The 14,032-nt window shown below is 58.0% G+C and carries 13 protein-coding genes, 2 tRNA genes and 1 pseudogene; 2 read left to right on the top strand and 14 right to left on the bottom strand.

Translation table 11 applies throughout. From position 1 onward, the window contains the following. Positions 1–6 precede the first annotated feature (6 nt). Positions 7–441, top strand: a complete 435-nt coding sequence (locus PY793_RS08435; protein ID WP_408744689.1) for a DUF4186 domain-containing protein — start codon at positions 7–9, stop codon at positions 439–441. A gap of 18 nt (positions 442–459) precedes the next feature. Here the strand turns inward: PY793_RS08435 and ubiM are convergent, their stop codons facing one another. The 9 genes and pseudogenes from ubiM to PY793_RS08390 form a co-directional block, all read right to left on the bottom strand. Continuing rightward, complete coding sequence (ubiM, locus tag PY793_RS08430; RefSeq protein ID WP_275177653.1) at positions 460–1,653, bottom strand: 5-demethoxyubiquinol-8 5-hydroxylase UbiM; 1,194 nt, start codon at positions 1,651–1,653, stop codon at positions 460–462. A 3-nt stretch (positions 1,654–1,656) separates the two neighbouring features. Next, positions 1,657–2,238 (bottom strand): nitroreductase family protein, encoded by a 582-nt coding sequence (locus PY793_RS08425; RefSeq protein WP_275177652.1) that lies wholly within the window; start codon positions 2,236–2,238, stop codon positions 1,657–1,659. 39 nt (positions 2,239–2,277) lie between these two features. After that, positions 2,278–2,652, bottom strand: a complete 375-nt coding sequence (locus tag PY793_RS08420; protein ID WP_086646532.1) for a histidine triad nucleotide-binding protein — start codon at positions 2,650–2,652, stop codon at positions 2,278–2,280. A gap of 6 nt (positions 2,653–2,658) precedes the next feature. Then, on the bottom strand, positions 2,659–3,141 hold the full coding sequence (locus tag PY793_RS08415) for a phosphoribosyl-ATP diphosphatase (protein WP_275177651.1): 483 nt from the start codon (positions 3,139–3,141) through the stop codon (positions 2,659–2,661). After that, a complete protein-coding gene (gene hisF / locus PY793_RS08410; protein WP_275177650.1) occupies positions 3,138–3,926 on the bottom strand; it encodes an imidazole glycerol phosphate synthase subunit HisF in 789 nt (262 codons plus the stop codon). The genes PY793_RS08415 and hisF overlap by 4 nt, the downstream gene beginning before the upstream one ends. Then, positions 3,920–5,259, bottom strand: a pseudogene (gene hisA, locus PY793_RS08405) (1-(5-phosphoribosyl)-5-[(5-phosphoribosylamino)methylideneamino]imidazole-4-carboxamide isomerase). Before hisA ends, hisF begins: the two are co-directional and overlap by 7 nt. Then, on the bottom strand, positions 5,259–5,915 hold the full coding sequence (hisH, locus tag PY793_RS08400) for an imidazole glycerol phosphate synthase subunit HisH (RefSeq protein ID WP_275177649.1): 657 nt from the start codon (positions 5,913–5,915) through the stop codon (positions 5,259–5,261). The pseudogene hisA and the gene hisH overlap by 1 nt, the downstream one beginning before the upstream one ends. A 136-nt stretch (positions 5,916–6,051) precedes the next feature. Further along, entirely contained in the window at positions 6,052–6,648 is a 597-nt protein-coding gene (hisB, locus tag PY793_RS08395; protein ID WP_275177648.1) for an imidazoleglycerol-phosphate dehydratase HisB, read from the bottom strand. A gap of 58 nt (positions 6,649–6,706) precedes the next feature. Further along, positions 6,707–8,758, bottom strand: coding sequence for an NAD(+) synthase (locus tag PY793_RS08390; RefSeq protein WP_275177647.1), 2,052 nt, complete (start codon positions 8,756–8,758; stop codon positions 6,707–6,709). 181 nt (positions 8,759–8,939) lie between these two features. On the opposite strand from PY793_RS08390, the gene PY793_RS08385 reads away from it, so the two are divergent. Further along, a tRNA-Gly gene (locus tag PY793_RS08385) sits at positions 8,940–9,014 on the top strand. Positions 9,015–9,724: 710 nt separating this feature from the next. Here the strand turns inward: PY793_RS08385 and PY793_RS08380 are convergent. The 5 genes from PY793_RS08380 to mnmG all read right to left on the bottom strand — a co-directional run bounded on the left by PY793_RS08380 (position 9,725) and on the right by mnmG (position 14,020). Then, positions 9,725–9,800, bottom strand: a tRNA-Lys gene (locus PY793_RS08380). Between the two features lie 67 nt (positions 9,801–9,867). After that, positions 9,868–10,779, bottom strand: a complete 912-nt coding sequence (locus PY793_RS08375) for a ParB/RepB/Spo0J family partition protein (protein ID WP_275177646.1) — start codon at positions 10,777–10,779, stop codon at positions 9,868–9,870. Next, entirely contained in the window at positions 10,776–11,567 is a 792-nt protein-coding gene (locus PY793_RS08370; RefSeq protein WP_275177645.1) for a ParA family protein, read from the bottom strand. Before PY793_RS08370 ends, PY793_RS08375 begins: the two co-directional genes overlap by 4 nt. Further along, on the bottom strand, positions 11,554–12,150 hold the full coding sequence (gene rsmG / locus PY793_RS08365) for a 16S rRNA (guanine(527)-N(7))-methyltransferase RsmG (RefSeq protein WP_275177644.1): 597 nt from the start codon (positions 12,148–12,150) through the stop codon (positions 11,554–11,556). The genes PY793_RS08370 and rsmG overlap by 14 nt, the downstream gene beginning before the upstream one ends. Next, positions 12,140–14,020 carry a tRNA uridine-5-carboxymethylaminomethyl(34) synthesis enzyme MnmG gene (gene mnmG, locus PY793_RS08360; RefSeq protein ID WP_275177643.1) on the bottom strand — a complete coding sequence of 627 codons (1,881 nt, stop codon included), beginning with the start codon at positions 14,018–14,020 and terminating at the stop codon, positions 12,140–12,142. The genes rsmG and mnmG overlap by 11 nt, the downstream gene beginning before the upstream one ends. Between the last annotated feature and the right edge of the window lie 12 nt (positions 14,021–14,032).

Raw genomic sequence — 14,032 nt, 5'->3', positions numbered from 1 at the left:
CAAGGTATGACTGTTTTTCAGGATGATCTTTTCCCACGCAGAACTGTGGCATCACAGGCTATGCCACCAGCAGAACTGTGGGAAAAGCTGGCGCGTTCGGCCTTCAGGCAACGTTTTCATCTCAATGCACAGGATATGGCGTATTTACGGGAGAAGGGTCTGCCGCTGGTAATGGAACATGGGCAGGACTTTATTGCCCGCCGTCTGGCCCCGGCCGCGCCACTCAGGGACGGACGGCAGACACCATGGAAAGGACACCCGGTTTTTGTCGCCCAGCATGCCACAGGAACATGCTGCCGCTCATGCCTGGCAAAATGGCATGAACTCCCATCCGGCCGCCGCCTGAGTGACGCGGAGCAGGATTATATTCTTGGTGTGCTGGCACACTGGCTGGCAAGGGAACTGGAACGGCCGGACGCATCCCAACCAGCCCGCAAATAAACCCGACCGCCCCCCAGCTCAGGGGGTAGAGGGCTGACGGTCCATTAACAGGGATGTCACCACCTTTTTGAAGGGGGAGAACCTGTCGGCCATACGCAGGCACCCTTCGCGGATCTGGCGGAAGGGTGGACCATCATGGGTATAGAGCGAGGCAATCCCGTTTGTGCCAGCAAACAGAAGCGCTGTTGCCTTGCGGTGCTGGCGCTCAAATGCGCGCAGGGCCGCAGGATTACCTGCATCACCATTATTCGCAACCGCTGCCAGCACCTGCCGGGCCAGTATGTCCTGCCCCTTCAGACCCAGATTGAACCCATGTGCCGTAATAGGGTGCATGCCAACGGCCGCATCCCCTACCAGAGCCAGCCTGCGGGCCGTAAACCTGTGCGCGTAAACACCTTTGAGCGGGTACACATGCCGGGTGCTGACGAGCCGCATGGCCCCAAGCCGGTTACCCACACGACGCATGATTTCGGCATTAAACGCCTCACGCGGCATATGGACCAGCGCTTCAATATCCTGCGGGGGCAGGGTCAGCACAAGGGAGGAGGCCATGCCGTTAACCGGCAGCAGGGCGATGGTCTGCCCCTCATCAAACCACTGGAGCGCAACATTGTGGTGGGGGGATTCGTGCGCCATGCGGCAAACCATCATGGACCTGCCGAAATCATGCACAATCGCGCCAATGCCCGCCCGCTGCCGGGTGGGGGAAAAACGCCCATCCGCCCCAACAACCAGCTTTGCATTCACCTGCCCGCCGGTATGGTGGACAGCCGCGTAATCCTGCCCCTGCCGGATGGTCTGCACGGCCGTACCGGATTGCAGGGTAATGTTGGGCATATGCTGTGCCGCAACAAACAGGCCACGGCGGATCTGGTTGTTGGAGACCAGCCAGCCCAGCGCATCCACCCCTTCGCCCCGCGTATCAAACGTAAGGGGGTGCCGAAAACTGCCGGTTTCAATCCGGGCTTCCTTGAGCGGGCAAACAACCGCCTGCGGAATGTGGGACCATGCCCCGACCTGTTCGAGCAGACGGACAGAATGGTGGGTCAGGGCAATTTCGCGCCCGTCAAAACCGGGTTCGGACCATATATCCAGTGGAGCACGCTCCAGAACGGTTACCGAAAGACCACCACGCGCCATAAGAAGGGCCGTGGCCAGCCCAACCGGACCACCACCAATAACGGCAACATCTGTCTGCTGTATGTCGGACATGGGTTAGTCCTTGTCTGCGCCAAAGGTTACGGGCTGGCCGTGCCAGCGTGCGGTAAACAGGGCGGGGTCGGCCCGTTTGGGGGTGTGCTGTACACCATCGGGTGTGCCCACAAACAAGAAGCCCGCCAGCCGGTCCACTCCCAGTTCGGCCGCCAGAACGGCGTCCTCCACCAGTGCGCCGGAAACCCATACGCCGCCAAAACCTGTTGCGTACAGGGCGTTAAGAATATTCATAGCCCCTGCGGCCACGCACATTTCCTGCTCCCAGAGCGGAATTTTGTGCTCCGGTTGCAGATGCATACCCAAGGCAATAATCATGGGCATGGTGGCAAAACGGGTGCGGCGTTTTTCAATTTTGGCAGCGGGGGCTTCTGGCTCCACCCGCGCCATGCTGGCCACAATGCGCTCGGCCAGAGCAGGGCGGTCCTGCCCCTCGATCACAACATAGCGCCATGGCTGAACCCGACCATGGTCGGGTGCGCACATGGCCGTGCCCAGAACAGCCATCAACTGCTCGGGCGAAGGCGCAGGCTCTTGCAGCCGGTCGGTAGAGGCGCGGGAGAGAAGCATGTCCATAGGCGTCATGGTCTGTGCCTTTGTTGCAAAAGAGGACGTTAAGCCGCGTTACTGCGGAAACGCCGGAAGTGGGCCACCCCCCATAAGGTGCAGATGAAAATGGGGAACTTCCTGCCCCGAATTGGTGCCTGCATTGGTAATCAACCGGTAGCCGTTTTCTTCCAGCCCCAGAGTGTGAGCAATCTGCCCGGCTGCACGCATGACTCCGGCAATTTCTTCCGCCGGAGCGGTTTTGCTGAAATCCATGAAGGAAACATATGGCTTTTTGGGAATAATCAGCACATGCACCGGGGCTTTGGGGGCAATGTCCTCAAAGGCCAGCACCCAGTCGTTTTCAAAAACGGGTTTGCACGGAATTTCACCACGCAGGATTTTCGCAAAAATGTTCTGCTGGTCGTAAGGGCCTTTGCCGGTCACAGCCATGGTGGGTCAGTCCTGTTTTGTTGCGTCTGGTGCGGTTGAGCCTGATGTGGGCAGGGATACTTTGGGGCGGGAGGCTTTTTCGGCAATGCCGCTTGTGCCTTCGCGCCGGGCCAGTTCTGCCCAGACCTCATCTGGCGTAATACCTGCGTTCACCCACATGACAATCAGGTGGTAAAGCACATCGGCACTTTCCCCCACCAGCAGGTTGGTGCGGCCTGCTACGGCCTCGATCAGACATTCCACCGCTTCTTCGCCAAATTTCTGGGCGATCTTGTAGGTACCGCGCGAGAGCAGGCGGGCCGAGTGACTGACTGCAGGGTCCGCGTTCTTGCGGCTTTGCACGACATCATACAGCCGGTTGAGCACGGAAGCATCGGCCCCGTCGGACTGAGGGGGGAGTTCCGGGGTTTCCGCCGCCTTGGCTTTTTTAGCCTTGATGGTTTTGGTCTCGGCTTTGGCGGTGGCTTTTGACGGAGCTTTTTTGATCATGGCGTCTGACTGACCTGAAAAGGGGCGGGGGAAGGACGAACCGGCAGTCCAGCCCGGGTCAAAGCCTGTTTGACCTGAGAGACGGTAAACTGCCCAAAATGGAAAACACTGGCGGCCAGCAACCCGGTTGCTCCAGCCTGGGCACCTTCCACAAAATGGTCAAGCGTGCCGACACCACCAGAGGCCACAATAGGCAGCCGCACAGCCTGTGTTGCCGCACGCAGCAGGGCCAGATCAAACCCGCTACCCGTGCCGTCACGGTCCATGGATGTCAGCAGGATTTCACCCGCACCGCGTTCGGCGGCCTGTTTGCACCAGTCTATGGCATTCATGCCCGTTGGAGTGCGGCCACCATGGGTAAAGACCTCCCATGTGCCCGGCGCGGTCTGCCGTGCATCCACTGCCACCACAACACACTGGCTGCCAAACTTGCGTGCGGCCTCACTGATCAGTTCGGGGCGGGTCACTGCAGCCGAATTCATGGCGCATTTATCTGCCCCGGCCAGAAGCAGGCGGCGCATGTCGTCCGTAGTGCGCACCCCCCCACCAACGGTCAGGGGGAGAAAGATTTTTTCCGCGGTGCGGCTCACCACATCCAGAATGGTATCCCGGTTTTCATGGCTGGCAGTGATGTCCAGAAAGGTCAGTTCATCCGCCCCGGCGGCATCGTACACCGCCGCCTGCTCAACCGGGTCGCCCGCATCGCGCAGGGCAACAAAGTTAACCCCCTTGACCACCCGGCCATTTTTAACGTCCAGACAGGGAATAACGCGTAGCTTCAGCATCCGCTCAGCACTCGCAGGGCTTGTGAGGGTGATACACGGCCATCATACAGCGCACGGCCAACAATAACACCTTCTATGCCCGGTGTGGTGCTGGCCGCCTCGCGCAGGGCTGCAAGGTGGTCAAGGCTGCCCACACCTCCACTGGCAATAACGGGAATGGATACGGTGTTGGCCAGCGTTACGGTCTGCTCGATATCCAGCCCTTCGAGCATGCCATCCCGGCTGATTTCGGTAAAGATAATTGCGGCCACACCAGCATCCTGCATCCGCAGGGCCAGGTCGGTTGCCTGCATGTCCGATACTTCCGCCCAGCCCTCGGTCGCCACCAGACCGGAGCGTGCGTCAATCCCTGCCACAATGCGACCGGGGAAGGCGCGGCAGGCCTCGCGCACCAGAGCGGGGTTCTTGACCGCGACAGAACCGAGAATAACGCGGGTAATCCCCGCCTCCAGCCATGCGGCAATGGCGGCCATGTCGCGCAGCCCCCCCCCAAGCTGGACCGGCACATGTGCTGCATCCAGAATGGAACGTACGGCCTGTGTATTGGCCGATGCCCCGGCAAATGCGCCGTTCAGGTCGACCACATGCAGCCATTCAAAACCTGCATCCTGCCATGCCGTGGCCTGTGCGCCGGGGTTGTCGGAATAAACGGTTGCATCGTCCATTTCCCCCCGGCGCAGGCGCACACACGCACCATCCTTCAGGTCAATGGCGGGGTAGAGGGTCAGCGGGCGGGGAGGCAAGGGTGTGGTCATGGCGTGTAGCTGGCTTCTTGTTCGTTACGGGTCTTGGTGAACTGTAAAGGCAGGGTATCATCGAGGCATTTGGTAAGGAACAGCCCTGAAACCAGCTCATCCCCCACCCGGGCGTAAAACGGGTGTTCGCCCCATATGTGGAACCCGGTCTTTTTAAACAGGGCGATGGCCGCAGTCTGTGTTTGCAGCACGTCCACATTGATCACCCGAAAGCCCATGTTGCGTGCGGCGTTTTCCACCTCCCGCAACAAGGCGGCTCCCAGCCCCTGCCTGCGCGCATACGGCGCGACAAACAGATGGGCAAGAGTGATGCACATGGCCTGTAGCTCGTTATTCCGCGGGGCGCGAATAAGCTGAGCCCCCCCAACAATAACTCCATCCAGCCGGATAGCGAACAGCATGCGCTCGGGCACCAGCAGCAGGCCCCGAAAATAACGTTCAAGCACCTGTCGGCCCTGTGGCTGTAACCAGCCAAACCCGCCTCCATCCAGAATGGCGGCATCCACGGACTCACACAAAGCCTGAAGGTCATCTTCCTCCAGCGACAGAATACGCTGGACGCGGGTTACGCGGGACATCAGAACGTTGCTTCCGGTTGCCAGGTTAAAAAGTTCGCAAGAATCTTCAGCCCCACGGTCTGGCTTTTTTCCACATGGAACTGCGTACCCGCCACGTTGTTGCGGCAGACTATGGCTGGCACGCTGCCACCGTAATCCGCACTGGCAAGCAGCACATCATCCGTGGTGTTACGCAGGGCATAGGAATGCACAAAATAGCCGTGCGGAGCCGGACCCAGCCCTTGGGTCAGGGGGTGGGACTGGTGAAGCTCCAGTTCGTTCCAGCCCATTTGCGGCAGGCGCAGACCGGGGGCTTCCATGGGAGCGATTTCCCCCCCAATCCAGCCAAATCCCTCGGTTACGCCATGCTCAAGCCCACGTTCGGCCATAAGCTGCATGCCAACGCAGATTCCCAAAAAAGGCGTCCCTTTTGCTACAGCCTGCAAAATGGCGTCCTTTAAGCCCGCAATGGCTTCCAACCCCTGCGCGCAGTCGGCAAATGCGCCTTGACCGGGCAGAATAATGCGGTCCGCGCGCCGGACCTCGGCTGGTTCGTTGGTAATGATCACCGAAGCGTCAAGGCCTGAAAGCTCGGCTGCGCGCATGGCAGCCCGGGCAGCAGAGGCCAGATTGCCTCCTTCGTAATCAACAACAGCAATGGAGAGAGGCTGGGCCATAAAACCCTCCTGGTTCTGATCGTGCGGAAAACCGTGCGACTCCCCCGCATAGGGGCAAAAACACGGCTGCTTGTCTGTTGAGGCGGGGCCATGTTCTGCCCAGAACACGGCTGGATCACACCCGCCACCGGTTGGTTTACAGGACGCCTTTGGTCGAAGGAATGGCACCAAGGGCGCGCGGGTCGGGCTCTACTGCCATACGTAGTGCGCGGGCGAGAGCCTTGAACGCCGCCTCGGCAATATGATGGCAGTTTTTACCGGCCCGCTGGTTCAGATGCAGGGTAAGCATGGCGGACATGGCAAACGCCCGAAAAAACTCCTCCACCAGTTCCGTGTCCAGCCCACCAATGCGGTCCCGGTCAAAGGTGGCTTCAAACGTCAGAAACGGGCGGCCCGAAAGATCGACCACCGCTTCGCACAAAGCTTCGTCCAGCGGCACAAGGGCAGAGCCAAACCGGCGCACACCGCGCTTGTCACCCAATGCCTGACGCATGGCCTGCCCCAGGGCAATGCCCGTATCCTCCACCGTATGGTGGCCATCTATATGCAGGTCACCCTTGACCGTTATATCCAGATCAAACAGGCCATGCTTGGCCAGAGCGGTCAGCATGTGGTCGAAAAAGCCGATACCGGTCTCAACCCGAGCCTTGCCAGTCCCGTCCAGAGTCAGGGCAATGGCGATATCGGTTTCGCTGGTAACGCGGTGAACTGTGGCGTGGCGCGATATTGTCATGGTCCCAGCTTATAGCCCAACACCGGGCACAATGCCATTCCGCCGACAGAGGGGTATTTCAGGCTTCAGGCACATGCTCTTCCAGTTCCTTCAGCCACAGGGTTGCGTTGCCATCGGATGGGGCGCGCCAGTCCCCACGGGGGGAGAGGCTTCCCCCCGCCATGACCTTGGGACCATTGGGCATGGCCGAGCGCTTGAACTGGCTGGTGGTAAAAAACCGGAACATAAAGACCTTCAGCCATTTGCGAATAACCGGCAGCCCGTAGCTTTTGTGGTCATGCGGCATAAAGCCCGGCGGCCATGCGCCGCGCCCGGCATCACGCCAGACCTGTTCGGCCATAAAGGCAATGCGGGCAGGGCCAAAGCCGTGGCGCAACACGTAATAAAGCGTGAAGTCATGCAGGGCATACGGCCCGATTGTCTCTTCCGTGCTCTGGCTGACACCTGCCGTTGCGGGGATCAGCTCGGGCGAAATCTCGGTTGCCAGCACGGTGTGCAGCACGGCGCAGACACCCGCCGGGAAATGCCCCGAGGCAATGCACCAGCGAATAAGATGCTGGATAAGGGTTTTGGGCAGGCCCGCATTGACGTTGTAATGCGCCATCTGGTCCCCCACGCCGTAGGTACACCACCCCAGCGCCAGTTCCGACAGATCACCCGTGCCAATAACAAGACTGTTATGCTGGTTGGCCAGACGGAACAGAAAATCCGTGCGCAGCCCGGCCTGCACGTTTTCAAACGTAATGTCATGCACGGCTTCCCCTCTGGCAAAAGGGTGATCCATGGTCTGGAGCATGAGGGTTGCGGCAGGCCGGATATCCAGCGTTGCCTGTGTGATGCCCAGATGCTCCATCAAGGCATGCGCACTGGCCAGTGTCTGCTCCGTGGTGCCAAAGCCGGGCATGGTGTAGCCTCGTACAGCCGTGCGGGGCCAGCCCAGTTCGTCTGCCGTGCGCACCGCCACCAGCAGCGCATGGGTGGAATCCAGCCCGCCAGATACACCAATCACCATGCCCGCTGCCCCGCAGCTTTTAAGGCGCTGCTTGAGTGCCGAAACCTGAATGGCAAAGGCCTCAAAACAGTCCTGCTCCAGCCGTGTGGGGTCCGCTGGCACAAAAGGAAAGCGGGAGAGCGGGCGCAGCAGACCAAGGTCAGCAGTAGGGGGAGCCAGTGTAAACCCTATGGAACGCCAGAGAGTTTCTGGTGGCCCGGTCATGGCGGCGCAATCGGCAAAAGAGCCAACCTGCGCACGCTCATGGCGGAGCAGTGTCAGATCAATATCCGCCACAACGGCACGAGCACCTGTAGGGAAACGCTCACTTTCGGCCAGCAGCACGCCATTTTCAAAAATGGCGGTCTGGCCATCCCATGCCAGATCCGTGGTGGATTCGCCCTCTCCCGCCGCGGCATACAGATAGGCGGCCACACACCGCGCGGACTGGGAGAGGCAGAGCAAGCTGCGGGTTCGGGCCTTGCCCACGGTAATATCGCTTGCAGACAGGTTGGCCAGAACGGTAGCCCCGGCCATGGCCTGAGCTGCGGAGGGCGGGCTGGGAACCCACATATCCTCGCAGATTTCCACACCAAGGCAAAAGCCCGGCACGTCGTGAGCCGTAAACAGAAGGTCCACACCAAAAGGAACATCCTGCCCGCCAAGACGCATGGTTTGCCCGCGAACGGCAGCCCCCGGTGCAAAATGCCGTTTTTCGTAGAATTCGCGATAATTGGGCAGGTAACTTTTGGGCACCACCCCAAGAATATGCCCCCGGTGCAGCACTACTGCGCAATTATACAGGCTGTTCCTGTGCGCCAGAGGAGCACCGACCACCAGCACGGGCAGCAGGTCAGCCGTGGCCTGTGCCAGTTCCACCAGTGCGTTTTCCACCCCGCGCTGTAGCGGGCCGTGCTGGATCAGATCCTCAATGGAATAACCACTCAACCCGAGTTCGGGAAAAACGCACAACCCCACACCCTGCCGGGCACAGGTGTGGGCCGTGGCCAGAATCTGGTCCCTGTTGGCATATGGGTCTGCAAGGGTAACGGGCGCCGTGCAGGCCGCCACGCGCACAAATCCCTGATGATACAGAGATCGGAATAAGGACGTGGTCACGGCTTTCCTTCCTTGCTGCGAGGAGCACAATCCTGTCTAGCAGGCAGGCAAACCGACCGCCAAGGGCTGGTAAGGGACAGCCCCATGACAGATGCGTGCAGTTGTATGCAAAAAAAGCGCTTTTTTTGCATTTTTCCTCTTGCATAATTGGGCGCACCCCCATAGAAGGAGGCCATCCAATGCGGGCGTAGCTCAGGGGTAGAGCACAACCTTGCCAAGGTTGGGGTCGTGGGTTCGAATCCCATCGCCCGCTCCAGATTTTCCTAAAATTTTCTGGAGCTTGGATGAATATTCCAATTATTCATCCTACCGCATTGTTTATCTCCCTTCTGCCATATTATAAATATGGCGACCTCAGACCGCAATAAGATGGTCAATCAGCCTGCCTTGTATTTGGTTGGAGTACTCCTCATGGAGTCGCCTGACATGCTGCCATAAATTGCCGCAATACCCGCTTTTGCAGACGTACAACGCTATCCCTTTAGCAATTCTAACGTATTCCAGTTACATCGGATCGCCCTAAAGGCCGGAATGTACGCCCCCTTGCCCGTACTCATATTTTTCATGGGGTCCGTCGGCAGATCCAAGCCTGTTATCACCATACGAAAAAGCAGGGTCACGCAAAGTGCGTTACATCTGACCAGCAAAACCTCTTCCTTGGTGAAAATCAGATTTTTTATACCTCATAATACCGTAAATACGTTACCAGAGCAGGGACTGGCATCATGACTATACCCGGTACAAATCTGGGCATACGTGGGAGAGAACCACAGCAACAGACAGATTTTTTGGGGAAAGAGTAAAGGAACCCTTCATTACCTGGCGGGAATCACCCCAGTAACAAAATAAACCACATGCCAGACCAATTTGGGAAAAAAAGCAGTTCCAAATAATTTCGAACTGACTCCGGACGGGCTGGACTACTTTTCCAGCCTGACACATAAACCACCAAAATCTAGAAAAATTTGGTGGGTGCACAAGGACTCGAACCTTGGACCCGCTGATTAAGAGTCAGCTGCTCTACCAACTGAGCTATGCACCCTTACAGCCCATTGGGCTGAAGTGGGGGTCTTTTACCACCCCTTTTTCATAAGCACAAGCCTGAAAATTCAGGATTTTAACAAAGCCAGCACCGTATCCAGCTGATCGAGACTTGTATAATGAATCTCCAGAGACCCCCCTTTGCGACCATCAAAATTAACGGCCACTTTTAACCCCAACCGGCTGGCAAGATCGCGCTCAAGGGCTGCGATTTCCGGGTTCTGGGTCTTTTTCTCCTTAACCACTGGTTTGCCGGTTTGCTGCTCCACTGCTTTTTGCACCAAAGCCTCTGTCTGACGAACGGATAAACCTCGGGCAATAACCTCGGCTGCGGCCGCTACAGGGTTGGGGTGAGGCAACAATGCTCTGGCATGACCAGCTGACAACGTACCTTTTTTAAGCTCTGCCCGAACTGCATCTGGCAACTTGAGCAGACGCAACATGTTGGCAACATGAGGGCGGGACTTGCCAATGGCCTTGGCAAGGTCTTCCTGCGTCAGGCTGTATTCATCCATCAGGCGGTTAAAGCCTTCGGCCTCTTCCACAGGATTCAGATCTGTGCGCTGGAGGTTTTCCACCAGCGCTGCGGCCATGGCATCGGCTTCGCTCAGATCACGCACATGTACGGGCACCTCATGACACTGAGCTAACTGTGCCGCCCGCCACCGTCGTTCACCTGCAATAATCTGGTACTGGCCTTTTTTATCCGGGTCTGGTCGCACCAGAATAGGTTGCAAAATACCCCGCTCACGAATGGAGTCCGCCAGTTCTTCAAGAGCGGCCGGTTCCATAATCTGCCGTGGCTGGAATGGCCCGGCGACAAGTGCTTCAACCGGAAGAACGCTCACAGTACCACCCTTGTGTTCAGTTGCATCCCCTTTTGCACTCATGCCCGCCCCTGCGGCATCACCCAATAATGCGGCAAGCCCCCGACCCAGTTTTGGACGGGCGATGGTTTTGCTCCGTGGTGGCGCGCTCATGCCGTTCTCCTCATGATTTCAGCGGCAAGCGCCTGATAGGCCATGGCTCCGGTTGCGCGGGGGTCATAGGTCATAACGGGCAGGCCGTGGCTCTGCGCTTCGGAAATGCGGATATTCCTCGGGATTATGGTCTCAAGCACATCATCACCAAAAAAGCTCCGTGCATCTGCGGCAACCAGTTCGGACAAATTATTCCGCTTATCATACATGGTCAGCACAATACCTGCGACCTTCAGGCCGGGATTCAGGTTTTTGGTCACATGCCCAATGGTTTTAACCAGATGCCCCAACCCTTCGAGCGCAAAAAATTCGCACTGCAAGGGAGCCAGCACACCATGGGCCGCTACCAGAGCATTCAGGGTCAGCAGGCCAAGGCTTGGTGGGCAGTCTATGATAATATAATCAGCCTGCTGTGCCAGAGATTCCAGTGCCTCACGCAGCCTGTATTCGCGGCCCTGCGTTTCAACCAGTTCGATCTCTGCCCCGACAAGTTCCGTATTGGCGGCAATAACCGACAGGTTATCAATCTCGGTTGGCTGTAACAGATCATGCGCCGATTTTTCGTGCATAAGCAGGGCATAGGCTCCACCTTTTCTGGCATCGTAGCTGACACCAACGCCGGTAGACGCATTGCCCTGCGGGTCCAGATCCAGAAGCACAACGCGAGCGCCATCGGCTGCCAAAGCTGCGGCCAGATTAATGGCGGTGGTTGTTTTGCCCACGCCACCTTTCTGGTTTGCCACTGCAAGAATGCAGCAGTCTTTTCGGGTTTTTTTAGCCTTCTGCACGATTAAAATTACTCACTTCCAGAATAACACCATCGGGGCTTGTTTTGCTGGGCCATGACCGGACATCAAACCTCCAGTTCATGGCTGCCTCTTCAATTTCCTGCTCGGCCTGCCGTCCCTTCAGAAACAGGCCAACACCACCGGGCTCCAGTATTGGGCGCGCCCATGCAAGCAATTTGTCCAGCGGGGCCAGCGCACGCGCTGTAACCACTGGTGTGGGAGCAACCTCAGCATCATCCAGCCGACAGGGCAAAACAGTAAGTGGCGCACCCGTTATTCTGGCGGCTTCACGCAAAAACGCGGATTTACGCTGATCGGATTCGATCAGCACCCCCGGAATATTAGCTGCGATTCCCAGCACAATACCAGGAAAACCACCGCCTGACCCCATATCCACAAATCGCTCACGCCCTTTTACCAAAGGTACAAGCTGGAGACTATCCAGAATATGCCGCTCCCACAGGTTATCCATATCTCTGGGGGAGACAAGGTTGATCCGCTCGTTCCATTTTTTGAGTAAAGCCATATAGGCATGCAGACGCTCTTCTGTTTCACGTGAAACAGTATCATACTCAACCAACATGAGTCTGCTCCTGCCCTTTGCGCAAATAGGCTAAAACCGCCATAAGCGCGGAAGGGGTCATGCCGGGAATACGCTGTGCAGCACTAAAACTTTCCGGCATGACCTGTTCCAGACGTTCCCTCATTTCCGTGCTGAGACCACCAATACGGGCAAAATCCAGATGTGGCGGAAAACGGATTTCCGTCTCGGCTTCCAGTTGTTTGATTTCCCTGTTCTGGCGGCTCAGATACCCGCTGTAGCGGGCCTGTGTGGTCACATATTGCCGCACCCGCTCAGGCACCTGCAAAAACCAGGGGGCAATCTGCTCTACAACAGACGGATCGGCTCCATAGCCCAGAACTTCCAGCAAACTCCTGCGCCTGCCATCCTGCGCGACCTTCATTCCCACGCAGGCAAGCTGCTGGGGCTGCCAGCCCTCGGCTGCGGCCTGCTCCGTTACAGCATTGATCTGCGCCAGTTCATGCGCAAAAGCTGCCTGTCGCTGCGCACCCACACACCCCCATTCCACGCCCAGTTGCGTCAGACGGATATCCGCATTATCTGCCCGCAGAGTCAGCCTGTATTCTGCACGGGATGTGAACATACGATAGGGCTCGCTAACCCCTTGCGTCGTCAGGTCATCCACCATAACGCCAATATACGCCTTACCACGGTCCAGACTAACGCCAGACTGGCCACCTGCGCAACGGGCAGCATTAACACCAGCCAGTAGTCCTTGCGCCCCGGCCTCCTCATACCCCGTTGTTCCGTTAATCTGCCCGGCCAGGAACAGGCCGGGACATTGACGCAACTCAAGCGATGTTGTGAGTTCACGCGGGTCAACATAATCATACTCCACCGCGTACCCGTACTGCGCAATCACCGCGTCTTCCAGACCGGGAATGGAGTGAATCATGGCATCCTGCACATGAGCTGGTAAGCTGGTGGAAATGCCGTTCGGATAAACCAGATTACCGCCCTCATGCTCAGGCAAGGCTTCGGGTTCGAGAAAAATCTGGTGGCTTGTCTTGTCCGCAAACCGCACGACCTTATCTTCAATGGAGGGGCAATATCTTGGCCCACGGCCCGAAATCCCTCCTCCATAAACAGCAGACAGGTGCAGATGTTCACGAATGATCTCGTGTGTTTTCTGTGTCGTCGCGGTAATGCCACACACCATTTGCGGGTTGGTGATGGCCTGCGTCATGCGGCTGAAAGGCTCGGGCACGACGTCCCCTTTATCTTCAGCCAGAGCGGACCAGTCTATGCTGCCGCGCTCAAGCCTTGCCGGTGTACCGGTTTTCAGGCGTCCCATCCGCAGCTTCATACCCCGTAGGCGCTGCGCCAGTGCTTTTGCTGGCTGCTCCCCGATACGTCCCGCAGGCTGGGACTGATGCCCGATATGGATAACCCCATCCAGGAATGTGCCGGTTGTCAGCACAACCGCACCCGCCTGCCATTGCCTGCCATCTTCACACACAATGCCACAGACTCGTCCATCGCTCTGGCACAGCAGGTCTGCCACAGCCCCTGCCACAATATCCAGCCCCGGCGTTTGGGCGAGCAGGTCCTGTATGGCCTGACGGTACAACATCCGATCGGCCTGCGCACGGGGGCCCTGCACCGCTGGCCCCTTGGAGCGATTAAGCAGTTTAAAATGAATACCCGCGCGATCTGCCGCACGCCCCATAAGCCCATCCAGCGCATCAATCTCCCGCACCAGATGGCCTTTGCCTATGCCCCCGATCGCCGGATTACAGGACATGGCACCAACCGTATGTTTGTTATGTGTCAGCAGAAGCGTTCTGGCTCCACACCGGGCGGCCGCGGCTGCGGCCTCGCATCCGGCGTGACCACCGCCAACCACAATCACATCATAAAACCCCATCATAACCACGCCCTG

It is taken from the genome of Acetobacter fabarum, from assembly GCF_029069195.1.
Taxonomy (GTDB): Bacteria; Pseudomonadota; Alphaproteobacteria; order Acetobacterales; family Acetobacteraceae; genus Acetobacter; species Acetobacter fabarum_A.
This window is presented reverse-complemented; position numbering and strand designations above follow the sequence as displayed.

Coding starts and splice junctions, on each gene's coding strand:
- hisB (WP_275177648.1), bottom strand. CDS start 6,648: ATGACAATATCGCGCCACGCCACAGTTCACCGCGTTACCAGCGAAACC.
- hisF (WP_275177650.1), bottom strand. CDS start 3,926: ATGCTGAAGCTACGCGTTATTCCCTGTCTGGACGTTAAAAATGGCCGG.
- rsmG (WP_275177644.1), bottom strand. CDS start 12,150: ATGTTGGTTGAGTATGATACTGTTTCACGTGAAACAGAAGAGCGTCTG.
- hisH (WP_275177649.1), bottom strand. CDS start 5,915: ATGGCCCAGCCTCTCTCCATTGCTGTTGTTGATTACGAAGGAGGCAAT.
- PY793_RS08375 (WP_275177646.1), bottom strand. CDS start 10,779: ATGAGCGCGCCACCACGGAGCAAAACCATCGCCCGTCCAAAACTGGGT.
- PY793_RS08415 (WP_275177651.1), bottom strand. CDS start 3,141: ATGATCAAAAAAGCTCCGTCAAAAGCCACCGCCAAAGCCGAGACCAAA.
- mnmG (WP_275177643.1), bottom strand. CDS start 14,020: ATGATGGGGTTTTATGATGTGATTGTGGTTGGCGGTGGTCACGCCGGA.
- PY793_RS08425 (WP_275177652.1), bottom strand. CDS start 2,238: ATGACGCCTATGGACATGCTTCTCTCCCGCGCCTCTACCGACCGGCTG.
- PY793_RS08435 (WP_408744689.1), top strand. CDS start 7: ATGACTGTTTTTCAGGATGATCTTTTCCCACGCAGAACTGTGGCATCA.
- ubiM (WP_275177653.1), bottom strand. CDS start 1,653: ATGTCCGACATACAGCAGACAGATGTTGCCGTTATTGGTGGTGGTCCG.
- PY793_RS08420 (WP_086646532.1), bottom strand. CDS start 2,652: ATGGCTGTGACCGGCAAAGGCCCTTACGACCAGCAGAACATTTTTGCG.